The organism is Alphaproteobacteria bacterium (assembly GCA_016722515.1).
In the GTDB taxonomy this organism is placed as follows: domain Bacteria; phylum Pseudomonadota; class Alphaproteobacteria; order Rickettsiales; family JADKJE01; genus JADKJE01.
This window is the reverse complement of sequence record JADKJE010000001.1, coordinates 994,206-1,011,489: the sequence shown is the minus strand read 5'-3', so window position 1 is coordinate 1,011,489 and position 17,284 is coordinate 994,206. Positions and strand designations below refer to the sequence as shown.

General features: G+C 42.6%; 12 protein-coding genes. 8 read left to right on the top strand and 4 right to left on the bottom strand.

Annotated features, from left to right (window positions below; all coding sequences use genetic code 11):
• Nucleotides 1-534 precede the first annotated feature (534 nt).
• The gene (locus IPP74_04635; GenBank protein ID MBL0318565.1) at nucleotides 535-3,867 is read left to right on the top strand and encodes a hypothetical protein; all 3,333 of its coding nucleotides are present in this window, start codon (nucleotides 535-537) and stop codon (nucleotides 3,865-3,867) included.
• Between the two features lie 156 nt (nucleotides 3,868-4,023).
• The gene (locus IPP74_04630) at nucleotides 4,024-5,271 is read left to right on the top strand and encodes an Hsp70 family protein (protein MBL0318564.1); all 1,248 of its coding nucleotides are present in this window, start codon (nucleotides 4,024-4,026) and stop codon (nucleotides 5,269-5,271) included.
• A gap of 36 nt (nucleotides 5,272-5,307) precedes the next feature.
• Here the strand turns inward: IPP74_04630 and IPP74_04625 are convergent, their stop codons facing one another.
• The 4 genes from IPP74_04625 to IPP74_04610 form a co-directional block, all read right to left on the bottom strand.
• Entirely contained in the window at nucleotides 5,308-6,267 is a 960-nt protein-coding gene (locus IPP74_04625; protein ID MBL0318563.1) for a response regulator, read from the bottom strand.
• Nucleotides 6,268-6,323: 56 nt separating this feature from the next.
• Complete coding sequence (locus IPP74_04620; GenBank protein ID MBL0318562.1) at nucleotides 6,324-7,436, bottom strand: CHASE domain-containing protein; 1,113 nt, start codon at nucleotides 7,434-7,436, stop codon at nucleotides 6,324-6,326.
• A gap of 141 nt (nucleotides 7,437-7,577) precedes the next feature.
• Entirely contained in the window at nucleotides 7,578-8,885 is a 1,308-nt protein-coding gene (locus IPP74_04615) for a hypothetical protein (GenBank protein ID MBL0318561.1), read from the bottom strand.
• The gene (locus IPP74_04610) at nucleotides 8,789-9,532 is read right to left on the bottom strand and encodes a transglycosylase domain-containing protein (protein MBL0318560.1); all 744 of its coding nucleotides are present in this window, start codon (nucleotides 9,530-9,532) and stop codon (nucleotides 8,789-8,791) included. The genes IPP74_04615 and IPP74_04610 overlap by 97 nt, the downstream gene beginning before the upstream one ends.
• 110 nt (nucleotides 9,533-9,642) lie before the next feature.
• Between IPP74_04610 and IPP74_04605 the strand changes: the two genes are divergently transcribed.
• The 6 genes from IPP74_04605 to IPP74_04580 all read left to right on the top strand — a co-directional run bounded on the left by IPP74_04605 (nucleotide 9,643) and on the right by IPP74_04580 (nucleotide 17,207).
• Nucleotides 9,643-10,929 (top strand): bifunctional folylpolyglutamate synthase/dihydrofolate synthase, encoded by a 1,287-nt coding sequence (locus IPP74_04605; protein ID MBL0318559.1) that lies wholly within the window; start codon nucleotides 9,643-9,645, stop codon nucleotides 10,927-10,929.
• Nucleotides 10,930-11,105: 176 nt separating this feature from the next.
• Nucleotides 11,106-13,160, top strand: coding sequence for a lytic transglycosylase domain-containing protein (locus IPP74_04600; protein ID MBL0318558.1), 2,055 nt, complete (start codon nucleotides 11,106-11,108; stop codon nucleotides 13,158-13,160).
• A gap of 115 nt (nucleotides 13,161-13,275) precedes the next feature.
• The gene (locus tag IPP74_04595) at nucleotides 13,276-15,300 is read left to right on the top strand and encodes a hypothetical protein (GenBank protein MBL0318557.1); all 2,025 of its coding nucleotides are present in this window, start codon (nucleotides 13,276-13,278) and stop codon (nucleotides 15,298-15,300) included.
• A gap of 64 nt (nucleotides 15,301-15,364) precedes the next feature.
• Nucleotides 15,365-16,138, top strand: a complete 774-nt coding sequence (locus tag IPP74_04590) for a hypothetical protein (GenBank protein MBL0318556.1) — start codon at nucleotides 15,365-15,367, stop codon at nucleotides 16,136-16,138.
• A complete protein-coding gene (locus IPP74_04585) occupies nucleotides 16,138-16,851 on the top strand; it encodes a hypothetical protein (protein ID MBL0318555.1) in 714 nt (237 codons plus the stop codon). The genes IPP74_04590 and IPP74_04585 overlap by 1 nt, the downstream gene beginning before the upstream one ends.
• 62 nt (nucleotides 16,852-16,913) lie before the next feature.
• Nucleotides 16,914-17,207 (top strand): hypothetical protein, encoded by a 294-nt coding sequence (locus IPP74_04580; GenBank protein MBL0318554.1) that lies wholly within the window; start codon nucleotides 16,914-16,916, stop codon nucleotides 17,205-17,207.
• Nucleotides 17,208-17,284 lie beyond the last annotated feature (77 nt).

Here is a 17,284-nt window from a genome sequence, read left to right as displayed (position 1 = left end):
ACATTTTTTCCCTAAACGTGGACTCAAGAATCTTGAATAGGAACCGCTATGCAAGAATTTTAGAGTCCTCGTTTATAAACAAAATCTCTTCCATAAAATTTAGGCCCTTTCCGATAATGATCGTTCATTTTTCTTAAGTTTCAAATTTAAAGAACCTGAATGGGAACGATATGGTTTTGCTGGTTTTGAACAATTCCCTGCTATCCAATGGAAATTGAAAAACATTCAGAAACTTAAAACAGATAACCTGAAGAAGTATAAAGAACAGTATGAGGCGTTGGGAGAAGTTTTATCTTTTTATCACCCCTTGATAGTAACACCGGGGCGCAAAACATGATGACTATTGCAAGAACGATGGAACGGTGATTTAGGAAGCTTCTTCCCATTCAGGATATGGTTCAGGGGATTCGCCTTTGCGCTCCACTATCTTGGGATACTTTGTATCTTTATCTGAATAATATCACCTTTTATGTTGATCCAAATAAATCGTTGTTTATTATAATAATTATTTGTTAATCCAAGAAATGGAATGTCATGTCAAAGGACGCATCTTCTTCACTTTCTAGTGTCAAAGCATTAATTGCTTCTTTCAATTCAGCTCCCATGGTTGCTGTCCCTGCAGGGGCAAGAAATCCTGGGGGCAAGCTTGGAGTGTCCCCTACTTCAATCGCTACTCCTGTCACTCAGGAACAGCAGCCATTCGTAAAATCCTTACGGGATATTCTAACCGGGATTATTGAAAACGGAAGTGTTAGCGATTCGGACAAGCATTTATTAGAAAAGACTTTAGAAAATCCAGATAAACTCTTAATCCAGAGTTCAATTACCTTCCTTATACGGCAGAATTTAGATGTAGCCAATGAACTTTCATCCATGATCATTCATAGATCAAACAATGCGCCGAATAGCTATTTGCCTTTTGCCTCAACTGAATTAAGGTGGGGCGCAGTCGAAATTTTGCTGAGGCAGGGGGGGGCTATTGCACCCGAACAATTTCCTATTCTCTTTGATGATATACTTTCTAAAATTAAATCGCACCCAATTACCTCCCCTAATTTTGAAATTATGCGTTCTGTTATCAAGGCGCTTATAAATCAATGTGATGATATTAACCAATCCTATTCCCATGAAGGAATAAGCTTTGAAACTATAGCATTTAGTTTAATGATGGAATGCACAAATAAAGTATATGGGCGTTATTGTATAGCTATCCTGGAGGATATCCTGGATTCAGGTAAAGTAAATCCTACACTTTGTCAGACGAGCCAAACAGGCACCTATTCTTACTTGGAATGGGCTGTTAACCTATCGGCTTTGCCTGTGGTTGAATGTTTAATCCAGAAAGGTTTTACGCATACGAATCAATGTATCAATCAATTAGTTGAAATTGCGCTCCTTTCTCCATCTATCGATATCTTAAAAACACTGCTTGTAGCAAAAAACCTAAAACTAGACTTAAATTATCTGAACGAACATGGATTGCGGCCCATCCATGTTGCGGTTATAGGCGAGGATTTAAATAAATTAAAAGCTCTTGTCGAAGCTGGCGCTGATTTATCATTATGTGATTCTTGGAATGAAAGCGTGTTACTGAAAGCGCATCTTTTAAAAAAACCAGCCTTTATCACTTATATCAAAAATCAGTATCAACAGATATTACCGAATCCTCAAGAGCTCATTTCAGCCATTAACAATGAAGATGTCGATTTCCTGGCTACATTTTCCGATCAAGCACTGCGTATCGCTCTGGATAAAGAAGGAAACCAGGCCATTCATTTGGCAGCTAAGGCTGATAAAATCTCTATTCTAAAAGCATTAGTCGATCGTAAGGCCATCATTAATGCTGTGAATTTTAATCGAAAAGATGTATTAGAATTCGCTGGCAAGAAAGTAGATGAATATTTCAATGCCATGCATCATAACATCGTTCAACAGCTCAAGACAGAAGAGAACGGCATCGCTGAATTAGGTTTTGACGGCTCTATCAAATCAGGGCGTCTCCCGATGATCTTTGCAAGCAATCAGGACGATAAGCTAACGATTGCGTCTGACATTTCAATACTTTATTCTGAGATAGAAAAACTGCGTCCGCGCTTACATGCCCTAACCTTGTTAGGGGAACTCAATTTTGCACAAGCATTGATTTGTCATGGCTCGAATGTGTCCACCCTATCACCGATACTGGGAAATGCGTATGGGGTTTATCCAACGAGAAGAGCTCCTCAGTGGATTAAACTAGGGGGTGTTTCTTATAATATGAACCTAACTATTTCATTTGAAAGCGAATTCTATGTCTCAAATAAAAAGATTATCAGTGGGATGGTACATGAAGGCGGCCATTTGCTTGATTGTTTTTATGCACAATATTGTGGTAATCAGCATGTAGAGCTTGATTTTCATGCCACTAAAAACGCTGTTACCGAATGGCTTGAGACTAATCAAAATGCTATAACTGATCAACAAAAAGAAATCATAGAAAGTGTTATTGATTGTGTTATTGGAAAATCTTCATTTGGTAAAGATTTTAGTTTGGGAACAAGATATGATGATGAAATTGACATGAAAAAAGAATTATTTGTGCGCATTCACGAGGCAGTGACGCAACAAAGAACCGATCAACATCTCCAATCCATCCCACCTCTATGGGACATATTTCAAGACATCGTTAAGCAAGAAACACTGTTGGTTAAACATTTAATGGCACATCAATTAATCCGGGATTGGGGTTTAATGGAAACGGATTATGCCAATATGCGGGAACTTGCGGATAGTATTATTACCGTAACTGAAGAACAAGGAATAGAGATTTTTGATATCAGTCAGCCAACGCCACCAACACCGCTAGCTGAACGGTTAAGCCCACAACTAAGCGCTGATATGTATCAAAATCTGTTACCTATTCAAAATAACTTCGTAAGATTGGTTCCATCAGCCTACCCATTAGAAGATTTGGAGGGAAGGTTCCTTTCTTTATCTCATGATAACCAAAAAGACTTTCTTATTCAGCTTTGCAAAACCCCACATGGTATTGAAATATTATCTCAAATACTACCTAACATTCCAGATGTTTTAATTTTATTAGACAGGCTGGCAGCAGAAGAAAGTAACAATTATGGACTTCCATTCCTGCAAGAACAAGTATCACCCTGTCTTTTTGTCAGTACGATAGTTTCCAATAGCAAGATTTCCACTGCACAAAAAATTAAATTACTGGAAATGCTTGAGGCACGAGGCATTAATCTTTCTCAAAAATATAAACATAATAATGGAACAGAGTCTTCGATGTTACATTATGCTTTAATTCATCATTTAGACCTTGTTAATTTTTTTATCCCAAAACAAATTCCCATTAGTTTAAATGTTTTATTAATTCTTTTGGCTGGCATGAATGAAGTACAGGCCTCTACCATCATTGATCAAATGATCGAATTTAATTATGGCAATTTTATTGAAATTGATATTTTAGTTAATGATGGATTGGCCACATCAAAAATGGACTTATTATTGGCCAATCATCCTCAGATCATCAGTCTCTTTGATGCGATGAAAAAGCGTGATAACCGGTTAATAGTGCCTTGTATAGAGGGTCAACTCGATAAAAAACATCCCCCCTTTACCGCTTCAATAGCATTAGATAAAAAAGTGATTCAAGAAGAAACGTTCACAAATGGAGTCTCTTCCACGGATAACAACTCCCCCCGCAAATTTTCACCTCATACGACTTCCTTTGCTGATAAGTTTAAGGTCGATCTTGGAGATACATATGCTAACAAAGAAAAGGATCGGCGCGATCAGAGAAAAAAGGAGAGGTCAGATTCGGATGAAGGAATGCCGCGCTCACCTAAACATTGCTGTATTATGATGTAACGCATTCACCTCTACACCAACACCCCATTCAAGTGTGAAGTACAACACCCTGACATTTTTTTAGGAAGGCCTCATGTACTCCTGTATTTAACGCACAAATCTGTTATACTCTCCAGCTTCCATTTATATATTGTGTAGTGAACATGAGGGATTTCTATGTATTGCGGTATTGATTTTGGAACTTCAAATTCTGCTATCGCAGTAGCGACGAGTGGTTCCGTCACGCTGGCTCCAGTAGAAGGCCAAAGCACCACCTTGCCCAGTGCCATTTTTTTTAAGGCCGAAAAGAATATTCCTCTGTTTGGCCGGCAGGCTATCAAAGCCTATGCCGATGGCGATGATGGGCGGTTTATGCGGGGACTTAAGCGGATTTTGGGTACGTCGTTGATGGGCAATGGCACGCATGTCAATGGACGATTTTTGACATTTGATGCCATTATTGGCGATTTTATCCGTCATCTTAAGACCAACACCGAAGCACATTGCCAGGCATCCTTAGACCATGTGGTTATGGGCAGGCCGGTAAATTTTATCGACCATAATCCAGATGCCAATTTTAAAGCACAGGGTGAGTTAGAGGCTATTGCCAAAGCCGTGGGTTTTAAACATGTTGAATTTCAATATGAACCCATTGCCGCTGCCTTTGCGCATGAACGCACGCTTACCAAAGAACAATTGGCTCTGGTGGTGGATATTGGTGGGGGAACGTCGGATTTTACGGTGATCAGTTTATCACCCGATTCACTTCATAAAATAGATCGTACCCAGGATATCCTGGCGAATACCGGTGTTCGCGTAGGCGGAAATGACCTCGATAAAGATCTGTGCCTTACGTCCTTTATGCCACTGATGGGATATCAAAGTACGTATGGCGATAAAAATTTAAGCGTGCCGGTGGGGCCATTTCACGACATGTCTGAATGGTCGAAAGTTAATTTTCTCTATGTGCCACGGGTGCGTTCGCAGGTTCGAGAAATCCACAAGACGTCGCATGACAAAGACAAGTTTGGCCGATTTCTGACCATGATTGAACAAGAGCTTGGGCATCGCTTATTATCGTGTGTGGAAGAGGCGAAAGTGCAATTGACCCTGCGCATGACCGAAAATATCAATTTGAACTTTATTGAGGATGCGCTGGGGCTGGATATTACCCGCGACGAATTTAATGGTGCGATTATAAAACATCTGGATAAAATTTCAGTGTCGATTGCCGAATGTTTAAAACTGGCACAAACCGATGCCAAGCAGATTCAAATGGTGATTTTAACCGGAGGTACCACCGAGGTTCCCCTGTTGAAAGACGTGATAAACCAAACCTTTCCGCTGGCTACGATGTCGGAAGAAAATAAACTTTCGAGCGTGGGGATTGGGTTGGGTTATGACAGTGCCAGGAGGTTTGGATAAATAGGTTATTATCGAGATATTAAATAGGTAAGGCCGTTATTTAATCCCCAGCTTCGCCGATCTGCAGACCACATGGTTCCCTTTTCCCAAATATTCCACTTGGTCAAAACAGATGTTACGGGCGATAGGGATGCCGCGGCCGTGGTTGTCGGTGATGCGTTCGGGGCTGATTTCAAGGTAGGCCTGCCAATCAAAGCCTTCGCCCTCATCACGGATATGAACCTCGACCATATCCTGTAACTGATAGGCAGACACCTTTATTTTTTTATGTTTATGTTGGGGGAGTTCTAGGCGTTTGTGAACTTCATCTTCCCAGCGTGATTGCTGATTAAGAATGGTTTTTTCGTGATAGCCAATTCCTAAATTGCCATGTTCAATGGCATTGATCATTAATTCTGACAAGCCCAAAACGGCATCTTCAGCATTGCGGAAAATAGGGGCGATCAATGATGACAAGGCTTCTGTTTCGGCCAGTGTCTGTGCTTGGAAATGGCACTCCTGCATTAAATGCAGGGCATTGACATGCTGCGAAATTTGCGTGCGTAATTTATCATAATGTTTTCGGTCCTTTTGCGCAGACTGGACCAGTGACAACAACATTTCGCGAGTAAAAGGTTTTACCAGGTAATAATAGACACCGGCGCTAATGCCTTCGAGAATCTCTTTCTCGCTGGACAAGGCTGTTTGCATGATGACGGGGATATGATTAAATTTTGAAGTCTTTTTCATCCAGTCAATAAATTCAAGACCCGTCACATCCGGCATCAAGCGGTCAAGCACGATAACATCAATCTCATCTTGATATTGCTGCAGCAGTGCCCATGCCGATTTCGCATCTCGTGCTTGTAAAACACGATATTGATGATGTTCCAGGATGGTCGAGAGAATATCTAAGTTGAGGTCTTCGTCATCAACGGTTAATACCGTGCCCTTATAGTTTTTATGAGGAGGGGAATCTTTGAACGGTAATTCGAGTTCGGGTAATAGTGATGGCATAACACGATACTAATGGGTTAATACAGATTAACTCCTGGTATCCTAAGTGTGAAAGATTAAGGGCGGGTTAATTTTTTCCGATAAGCGTGAGTCAAAAGACATAAATAAGCGCAAACCGAAAGTGTTAATCCCACGCCAACACTTAAAACAAACCAGTCGTGACGTCTGGTATGGGGGGAATAGACTGGGTCATAAGAGATACAGGTAATTTGCCAGGTCCTTCCGAGTACATGAATGATATCAGCATAGAGCATCTGTTTGCTGTCTTGATATAATTGAGCGATATCAGGTACAGGTGTAGACGATTGTCTGCTGTAATAATAGACTAAGCTGCTGGGCTTGTTTGCGGCAAGATCTTCGATCGAAATATCAATATGCCTTGGATAAAGTGGAAAGAGGGTAGAATTGACGATTTGTTTAACGTCAAGCACCACGCGTACAAATCCTTGAACCAGGATAATGGCAGGTCCTTCGTTGGTTTCGATAAATTGGCTTTCCCGCTCTTCATCTTGATTAAGATAAATCGGTGCAAATATATGAAGTTCAGAAGAAAGCGTATTGGCAGGTGTTTTTAGTTTTAATTCTTTAGAGGTTTGCATGGGTACAACCGGAACCGCAAAATTCTTTCCGGTTTTGGCGATTAGAAATAAAGCTTTGCGTAAATTGGCATCCGAGCCTAAATCATACCCGGCCACTTCTTGTTCCCATTCCATAGGCTCAACATAATAGATAGGAAAATATTCTTTGCGTGAATTGGCGTGGGATAATTTTCCACTGGTATCGCGTTCAGTAAATGGAGATTCGGCTTCATAAATGGGGCGTTCATGGTCTAAGACCCTGGGGATCCATTCAATACGTTTAATGCCTGGGTATTTTTCTAAAATAGGCGCAGCAAAACTCGAAAACTCCTGGTGGTCGATTGAGTTTGCCGAAATGAAATAATTACGAAACTGGCTGATAACGGCCACATGATTTAAAACGGCTTCCTTCACTTTGTCAACGCGCAGTGAGGCATCGTTGGCAAATAAGGTGCCTTTTTCAAAACGATGATAAGCATTAATATAATAGATAGAACACCAGGTAAGATACATCCCAACCACAAACACCAACAGTGGCGGCAGGTAAAATAATGCGGCCTTTGAGGCGATTTGTTTAACAAAATCTTTCATGGATCAAGCAAATGATGTGCAGCACAGATGCGCCCATTCTAGGGATGTGCGCTTAAAAAAAGGTTAACCCATCTCTTATGTGAGTTGCTGAGACCCAGCAAGCTGCCGCCATGCCAAAGACAAAACGATGAATTCCCCGCTTTAATGAATGCCCAATGCGTTGAAAATATCATTCACAAAATTAGGGTTATTGTTCTCTTTGCCCTCAGCTGATCCTTGTGTTCCATCTGTTTCGGTATGGGTTTCGCTGTAGGAGGTCGGGATATCCAGGGCTGGCTTACCGGCCATCGCCTGCTGCATGAATGAGCGCCATATCCGTGCAGGTAGTGAACCACCGGTGGTTTTAGCCATGGGTGAGTTATTGTCATTGCCTACCCATACACCTGCAACCAATTGTGGTGTAAAGCCGATAAACCAGGCATCGCGGAAGTCGGTACTCGTACCCGTTTTGCCAGCAGCCGGACGGCCGATATTAGCATTGGTTCCCGTGCCTTGTTGAACAACAGCCTCCATGAGCTCGTTCATTTTATAAAGTGCATTTTGCTCAATAAGATAAGGCCGTTGTGGTTCAGGGTGTTTATAGATAACTTTTTTCTTATGGTTGACAATTTTTTTGATGCCATAGGCTTCAACCTGACGTCCGCCATTAGGGAAGTGGGCGAAGGCCTGAACCATTTCCAAAATGGTCACCTCATTACTGCCTAAGGCAATACTGGGATTGAGCTGTAGTGGGGAGGTAATGCCTAAATTTTTGGCTGTATTCACAATATGCTGCCAGCCTACTTGAGCACCAAGACGTACGGCTACGGTGTTGATTGATTTGGCAAAGGCCTGTTTAGCAGTGACTTCGCCGATATAGTCACGTTCAAAATTTTCTGGTGTCCATTTGCCAATGGTAATGGGTTCATCTATAAAGATATCGTTTGGATTGAGACCATTTTCTACCGCCGAAAGATACACAAAGACTTTAAAGAGAGAGCCTGGTTGGCGCAGTGCTTTGGTTGCACGGTTATACTGGCTTTTTTGATAATCGCGGCCACCGATCATGGCTTTTATCTGTCCATCGGGGGTCATGACGATCATGGCACCTTGCGACGCTTTCATACGCTGCGCATCTTTATCCATCAAATTAGACATGGAGGCTTCGGCATATTTTTGCAGCTTAGGATCAAGGGTGGTATAGATGGTAATGTTATTTTCGACATGGCCAATATAATTAGGCAATTGTTCGTTGATCCAGTCGGCAAAATAAGGCGTTTGCAGAATGCTGTTGCTGGTGCTGATGGTGGTTTGTGCTTTAGTTTCAGCTTTAGCCAGTTCTTTTTGGTTAATGAAATCAGCATCCATCATATTTAACAAAACCTGGTGGGTACGGCTTTCGGCAAGGTCTGGATTAATATGGGGAGCATAACGTGAAGGGGCTTTAATAAGCCAGCAATCATCGCGCATTCGTAGAGGTTCATTTTACGTGCAGGCTTATGGAAATAAAATTCTGAAGCGGCATCAACCCCATAGGTTCCGCCGCCCAGATAGACACGGTTCATATAGATGGTAAAGATTTCGTCTTTTGAGAAATTATATTCAAGCCATAATGCCAGCATCATTTCCTGCATTTTTCGGCGGAAGGTACGTTCTGGCGATAAAAAGGTGATTTTGGCCAATTGCTGGGTGATCGTACTGCCACCTTGAACAATGCGATGTTCTTTGAAATTGACGACGCTCGCCCTCAGCAATCCCCATAAATCGATTCCAAAATGATGGAAGAAGCGGCGATCCTCAGTTGCCACAACGGCATTCACCAGGTTTTTAGGCATGTCTTTAATGGTGAGATATTTACCGTATACGTTACCCAAACGCGCAATCACGCTGTTATCTTCGGCCAAGACGGTAATGGTTGGGGTTTTAAAATCTTCGGTCAACTTACGTACATCAGGGAGGTCGGTTGCAAACCAGGCACCCATGGCTAACAGCACAATAACACCCCAAACACCAACCACAAAGCCCCATTTAAGAAGGAACATAAGCACCTTTTTGTTACGCGAAGGTTGCTTTTTCGGTTTAGGTTTTGGTTTGCTAGGCGTGGCTGATTTACTCATTTCTCTTTAAATTCACTTGAAAGCTGGCGTTAATTCTGAATAATCTCTATTAAGAACTTTGTGGAATTATACATGGTTTCCCCCGGAGTTTCTACTAAAAAGGAAGCGATATGGTTTATATGCCTCATTGGCCGCAAGTGCTCGGTAAACGTCCTATTGACCTGGACTTGATTCGTATCAAAGCCCTGATGGAGGTGCTTGGCAATCCACATCTGGGCATGGCTCCTATTATCCATGTGGCTGGGACCAACGGTAAAGGTTCAACGGTTGCCTTTTTGAAAGCGATTCTTAAGGCAGCTGGTTTAAAAGTGCAGACCTATACCTCGCCTCATCTAGTTGAGTTTAATGAAAGGATAGATTTTGGCGATCGTACCATTAGCGATGCCGAGTTATTTGAGGTGATTGAATTGTGCCGGCTTGCCTGTGAAGAAGCAGAGATTCATCCGACTGTATTTGAAGGAACGACGGCAGCTGCTTTTGTGGCGTTTTCCAGACATGATGCGCATGTGTGTATTCTTGAAACGGGATTGGGCGGCAGGATGGATGCTACCAATTTATTCCCTCAACCTGATTGCACGATCATTACTCCCATTTCAATGGATCATATGGATTATTTAGGAAATACCATCGAGGAAATTGCCTTTGAAAAAGCCGGTATTATTAAACCTGGAGCACCGTGCATCGTCAGTCAGCAGCTCCCTGAAGTGATGGAGGTGATCCGACAGCGAGCCAATGAATGTGGTGCTCCATTATGGGAATATGGCAAACACTGGATGGTTACCCAGGCACCTGATGGTCTGCGATATGTGGAAGCTGGATATGAGTTGTTGTTTCCTCAGCTATCACTGGCGGGCGTCCATCAATATCTCAATGCAGGATGTGCGATTGCAGCAAGCCGGCGGGCAATACGTTTTGATATCAATGACCAGCAGCGTGTTCAGGGATTGCAAACGGCTCATTGGCCGGGGCGTTTACAGCGTATTACGTCTGGTCGTTTAGTGGCGTCATTGCCGCAGGATTGGGAATTATGGATGGATGGTGGGCATAATCCCGGTGGCGCAGAGGTATTGGCGCGCTGGATCAGTGATAATAACGATAAACCCACATGCCTCATTACCGGCATGACGAAGGGTAAGGATAGCAGCGGTTTTTTTGCGCCGATGGTAGGTAAAGTAACCGGAGTGTGCGGGTTCTGCGTTAAATCCGAACCTAATTCCCAGCCTGCTGATATGATTACACAGGCGGCTGGAAGTGTTGGACTAGAAGCGCAAAGCCGCGAGTCCCTGGATGAGGCGATTCATTATTTGGTTGATAAGATAAAAGAACCATCACGTATTTTGATTTGCGGGTCGTTGTTTTTGGTGGGGGATGTGCTTAAGGAAAATGGAAAACTATAGCTATAGACCAATTATTGGCTTTTTCCCTCCGAGCGGATGGTTCCACTAATGTTGGAAGCAACCGTATACGATAGAGCCGTTTAGCGAAATGGCATTTACCATCAAAATAAAGTTCTAAAAACACCTATTTTCATGTACGATCAAGATTCATAAGCTATAAACAAACGCCTTCATCCATGTATCGTACTCCATATTTCCTAGTTGTTGTTCTCCTTATCATCTCTTTTGGGGTTTGTTCATCTGCGCATGCGTCGTGGAATATTTCGCGCAAAGATATGGATTGTGCAAAATTAGCACTGGATGCTGGGGATAATGGCCAATGGACATCAGCCAGATCGTATGCAGCCCAGTGTCAGGACATCACGATTCGCAAAATTGTCAGCTGGCGCTATTTTACGACAACCAACGTACCTGTTATTTTTCAGGAAATTAAATCATTCATTGAAAATAACCCTAATTTTCCCCGCAAAAATATTTTGCTACGACATGCCGAAGAAGCCATGGGCAATCAATTAAGTGAGGCAGAAATTTTAGAATGGTTTGAAAAATATCCACCTATTACCGCTATTGGTAAACGACGTTATGGCGAAAAACTCTATAATCAAAAAAATCAAGATCCCGCTTTAAAACAACGTGCCATTGATTTGTTGAAAGATGCCTGGATGGAAGGCGATTTCGGCCCAATAGAAGAAGACACATTCCTCAATAATTATGGCAATCTTTTCACCGCAAAAGAACATGTTAAGCGGGCCGATAATTTATTATGGGCACAAAAGGTTACTCAAGCAAAGCGCATGATTCCTAAGGTGCCGTATGATTATCAAAAATTATTTCGGGTGCGGATTGAATTATTAACAAAACGCCATGGCGGTGATTCGTTAATCAATAGCGTTCCCACCCGCTTACGTAATGATCCAGGCCTGCTGTTTGACCGTATACAGTGGCGTGATAAACGTAATAATCCCCAAGGTGTTATTTCACTGTTAAGATCGGCTCCCAAAAACTTGCCTCACCCTGAAAAATGGTGGAATATTGCCAGTGATCATATTCGTACCATGATCAAATACCAGAAATTCCAGGAAGCCTATGATATTGCTCAAAATCATGATCTTGTTGAAGGTACGGTATTTGCCGAACGGGAATGGCTTGCCGGATGGATTGCCTTACGATTCCTGCATAATCCAGCCCTTGCGTATCGTCATTTCTTTAAGCTTTATCACGGCGTGGAGACCACGAGCAGTTTGGCACGGGGGGCCTATTGGTCTGGACGGGCAGCCAAGGAAAATGGCAATAACGATATTTCGGTACAGTGGTTTAAAACCGCATCTGCCTATATCACCAGTTTTTATGGTCAGTTGGCGTTATCTGAGCTTGGTACGAATGAAGGATTTTTACTGCCAGAAAAACCAAAAGTTGAAAAAAGCGATATCTCCCTTTATCAGCGTAATGAGCTGGCAAAAGCCGCTAATATTTTAACCAGTATCGGTGAAGTGGAATTAAGCCGCACGTTCTTGCAAGCGGCGATTGTTCAGGCTAAAACACCAGGTGAAATGGTGTTGATCAGCAAAGCTGGAATGGATTTTAACAGGGCTAACCTTTCTTTATTTACCGGTAAAGAAGCACTTAATCTTGGCGTGCTTATTCCCGATTATACCTATCCTATTATCACCGATTTAAAATTGCCTCCCGCCGGTAATGCTTTGATTCACAGTATTATTCGCCAGGAGAGTATGTTTGAGCAAAACAGCCGTAGCACTGCGGGTGCAACCGGTATGATGCAGATTATGCCAGATACCGCCAAACACCTGGCCAAAAAACTGAATGTTGCTTACGACCCGTATCGACTTTATCACGATTACCATTATAATTTAACACTCGGCCACGCTTTTGTTAAAGACCTGATGAGCCGTTATAAACAATCCTATGTATTAGCTATTGCGTCTTATAATGCTGGTCCTGGTAATGTGGATCAATGGATTAATATTTATGGTGATCCACGAAAAGCATTATCTATCTATGATGTCATTGATTGGGTAGAATTGATCCCCTTTAAAGAAACACGAAATTATGTCCAGCGGGTGATGGAAAATCTACCGGTTTATCATTACCGCCTGAAGCAACCCGTGATGATTACAGATTTATTGTGGACGAGTAATTCTTCTTCGATGCCACCGCCTCCTAAAGGAAATGCCTCTTATAACGCCACAGCAACCGATTTGGCACCGCTTTAAGCGCTTGTTTTTACCTTAGGTGCAGCGTTCATCGTCTTTCCCCCATCTGATTAACCGAATATTTACCGTTCGTGCTTATGGTTAGGTAAATAATTTCTTTGACGGGGATATTTCCATGCCTTTAACCAATCGCCTCATACCACTGGTCGCAAACGTACTCCATGTAGTATCGGTCACAACCTTCACCGTGGGTGTCTTGTTTCTGACAGGGTCGTGTGCTTATATTAAAGAGCATAGTGCTAATTATCAGTATAACCGCACGCGTGAAGCCGGTCTTGCTCCAGGCGAAGATATCCGTTCAACCGCAGATAAAGGCTCAACTTCCGATATTGATAAGGCGTTGGATTATACCCGTACGGAATATTATAATAAATTGATTCCACCTAAAAGCGGTTTTGGAGCAGAAATAGAAAAAGGTGAGAAAGGCGATGCTTCTTCGCCTGATTTTTCTTCTATTATTATTCCTCCGACATTGCCTGACGAAGTGGCAGATAAGCGTATTTCGCTTTCGGTAACGGAAGATACCTCTTTAAAAGATGTGCTACTTGAAATATCGCGCTTAGCGGATGTTGATATGGAAATCGACCCCAATATTAAGGGTGGCTTACTGTTGCGTTTTAACAATAAGCCTGTCCATGAAATCCTTGAGCGTATTGCCTACCTGGCTAATTTAAGATACGAATATAAAGATGGTATTTTGCGTATCGTCCGCGATCTTCCTTATCTTGTGAATTACCATGTGGATTTTCTTAATCTCATTCGTTCAAACGATTCCAACATTAACGTAAATACTTCCGTGCTTGGTAGTGGTGGAAGTGGCGGCAGTAGCAGTGGCGGCGGCTCTTCGGGTGGTGGCGGCTCTTCAGGTGGTGGTGGATCCGGCGGTGGTGGCGGTTCAAGTGGTGGTGCAAGCGGCGGCGGTGGATCAAGCAGCGGTGGTGGCGGAGGCGTTACGTCTGGTTCATCCAGCTCAATCACGGCTAATTATAAAGGTGATTTATGGAAAGATATCAATAACACGATAACGGTTATCCTCAGGGATAAAACAGAATCAAGCCTGCGTGATCCTGAAGAAGAAGAAAAACAGAAAAAACAACCCAATGGAGCTCAGCAAGCCCAAGGTGGAAGAAACCAGCAAGGCGGCAATGGTCAGCAAGAGAATGTTGCTACTTCGTTTTCTATGAATCAACAGGCCGGTATTATCAGTGTGGTTGCAACCGCTAAACAGCATAAGAATGTTCAAAATTATTTGAATAAGCTGATGCAGACGGTTTCAGCTCAAGTGCTCATTGAAGCTAAGATCGTGGAAGTGTCATTGAAAGATGAATATCGTACGGGTATTGACTGGACGCTTGCATCGTCGAGTAAAACGCTGGCTAATGCTGCGTTTTCGTCGAACCTTGGTAGCGGCACTGATGCATTCAGTATCCATAAAGTGCTTAAATCGGGTAATTATTCACTCGATGCACTGGTAAGCCTGGTTGATGAATTTGGGGCAACGCGTACGCTTTCTAGTCCGCGCCTTCATGCTATCAATAACCAACAGGCCGTATTAACCTTTGCCCAAAATCAGCCCTATTTTACGGTTGAAATAAGCAATAACACGACGACGGCTGCAACGGGAACAACGTCTACTTTGGTGAGCAATAACGGTACTGTTAAAAGCACACTCAATACGGTTCCGGTGGGAGTTATCTTGAATCTTTTACCTTCAATCAATCTTGAGTCAAACGAAATCTATATGAATATCCGTCCTACATTGACAAGAATTATCGGTACGATTTCCGATCCTGGTGTCAAATACCAAGCGGAACTTAATGGGTTGAATGATGTTTCAAGTGAGATTCCTATCATTGACGTAAGGGAGATGGATTCGATCCTTAAAATCCAAAGTGGCGAAATTATGGTTATCGGTGGTTTGATGGAAGAACGCGGCGATAATAATGACAGAGGTGTGCCGGTTCTTTCTTCAATACCCTATGTTGGCAATTTCTTCAAAACCAGCTTGAGAGGAACCAACATGGTTGAAACGGTGATTTTCATTAAAGCCACTGTCGTGCCTGGTGTAACAAAAATCAATAAAGCCGATGAACATCTTTATAATACCTTTACCCACGATCCTCGTCCGCTTGTATTCTAATATGTAATAAAGAAGCCGCCCCTTGGGGCGGCTTCTTACATCTAAAGCATCATAGGAATTGTGTATGCGCCCACTCATGAAATATACTCTTATTACTGCCACCCGTGATTTATTATTCATCGGATTGTTTATCGTTATCCTCGTCGCTATTGGTATTTCTTATTTTCTTGGAAATACCTCTATGATTGAAACGCGTGCCATGGTGGTTTCCTATGCCGCTTTTAGTTCACGCTTTATCCTGGTGACTGGCTTAATCGTATTCGTTTGTTTTCATGTTCGGCGCGCCTTTGAAAATAAAGAAATCGAAGTGCAATTATCCCGACCTATTTCGCGATTCCAATTTGTGATCGAATACTGGTTGGGTTTTGTGGTGCTCACGTTGTTGGTAACTATTCCGGTGATTGCCGTTATGGCCTTTATTGCTCCAGCCAATGTGCAAAGCCTTATGTTGTGGGGGCTCAGTATTGTGGTGGAAGGTACGTTAATGGTGGCATTTGCCTTGGTCACCAGCTTAATCCTGCAAAGTGCAGTCAGCCCTGTCTTGTTATCACTTGGTTTTTATGTGGTCAGCCGCATGATGGGCTATTTCATGGCCACTACCAAAATACCTCATTATTATCAGCCAAGCATTATCGTTGATCATTTATCCGAATATGTGGTGATGGCTACATCGATGTTTTTACCCAGGCTTGATTTTTTTGGCAAAAGTGAATGGCTCATTTACGGTATCAGTGCGCATGCTACGCATGATTTGATATTGTTTATTATTCAAGCCGCGGTCTATATCCCATTCTTGCTGGGGGTCGCAATTTTTGATTTTAAACGGAAGCAATTTTAATGAAACACAGGTGCTTCTATTTCAGTGATTTCCTTTTGATCCTGTGCCTCGCCAGCCAGATTACGTTTTGGTATAACACCAAGGGAATAAAGCCGGAGATGGAAATTGTTCCCAATCCTCCTGGGGAGCGTGCAGCAAAAGCACTGGCCTTTGGCGATGAGCAATTTTATTTTTATGAATTGGCGTTTATGATCCAGAATGCGGGAGATACCTTTGGCCGGTTCAGTGCGTTTAATCAATATGATTTTTCTAAACTCTACCGGTGGTTTTTGCTGTTGGATACGCTCGATAGCCGTTCAAACCTGATTCCTTCACTTGCCAGCTATTATTTTTCAGCCACCCAGCAGAAAGATGATGTACGTTATATTGTCAATTACCTTGAAAAACATGCAGATCACGATATCAACCATAAATGGTGGTGGATGTATCAAGCCTGCTATTTGGCCAACCATACACTTGGTGATAAAGAGCTGGCGCTCAAACTGGCCTATAAACTTGCCAAAACCGATGCCCCTGGTGTTCCAATTTGGGTTAAACAATTTCCGGCCTTTATCCATGCAGAACTGAATGAAGACCAAGAAGCTCTGGTGGTTATCAAGCGTCTTTTGGATAATGAGAAAAACCTTGATCAAGGTGAAGTTAATTTTATGAATTATTTCATCAAGCTGAGGTTGGATAAGATTGAAGGCAAGAAAGAGCATTCCAAGCCATAGAGTTATTGATTATTTTTCAGCTATACCATACAGTCCCTTGGTTGTTTTAAAGGAGATATGTTATGGTTTTACGCACAATTTCAGAAATAGAAGAACACGCAGAGCGTTTAAATAATGCGGCATCACGCCGGGATCAGGCGGGAATAGACAGCGCGCTTGGTGAAATTAAAGGCTGGTTAAAGGGGCAATTGATCATCAATGACTATATAAACGCTGCACTTTCCTATGTTCCTCGAGATGGGAACGCGACCAGGAACTATCTTATTGCCCAGAAAATAGGGGTGGGACCTCATAGTCAGCAACTCCAAGAAGATCGCGCCAGTTCATCGGGAATAGTCAAGGGTCGTGAGGTTTAATCCTCTTCACTCCGTGCAGAGGGATTTCTTTTCGCGATTGCATTCCTGCCCAGATTCACGCATACTACAGCGATGGA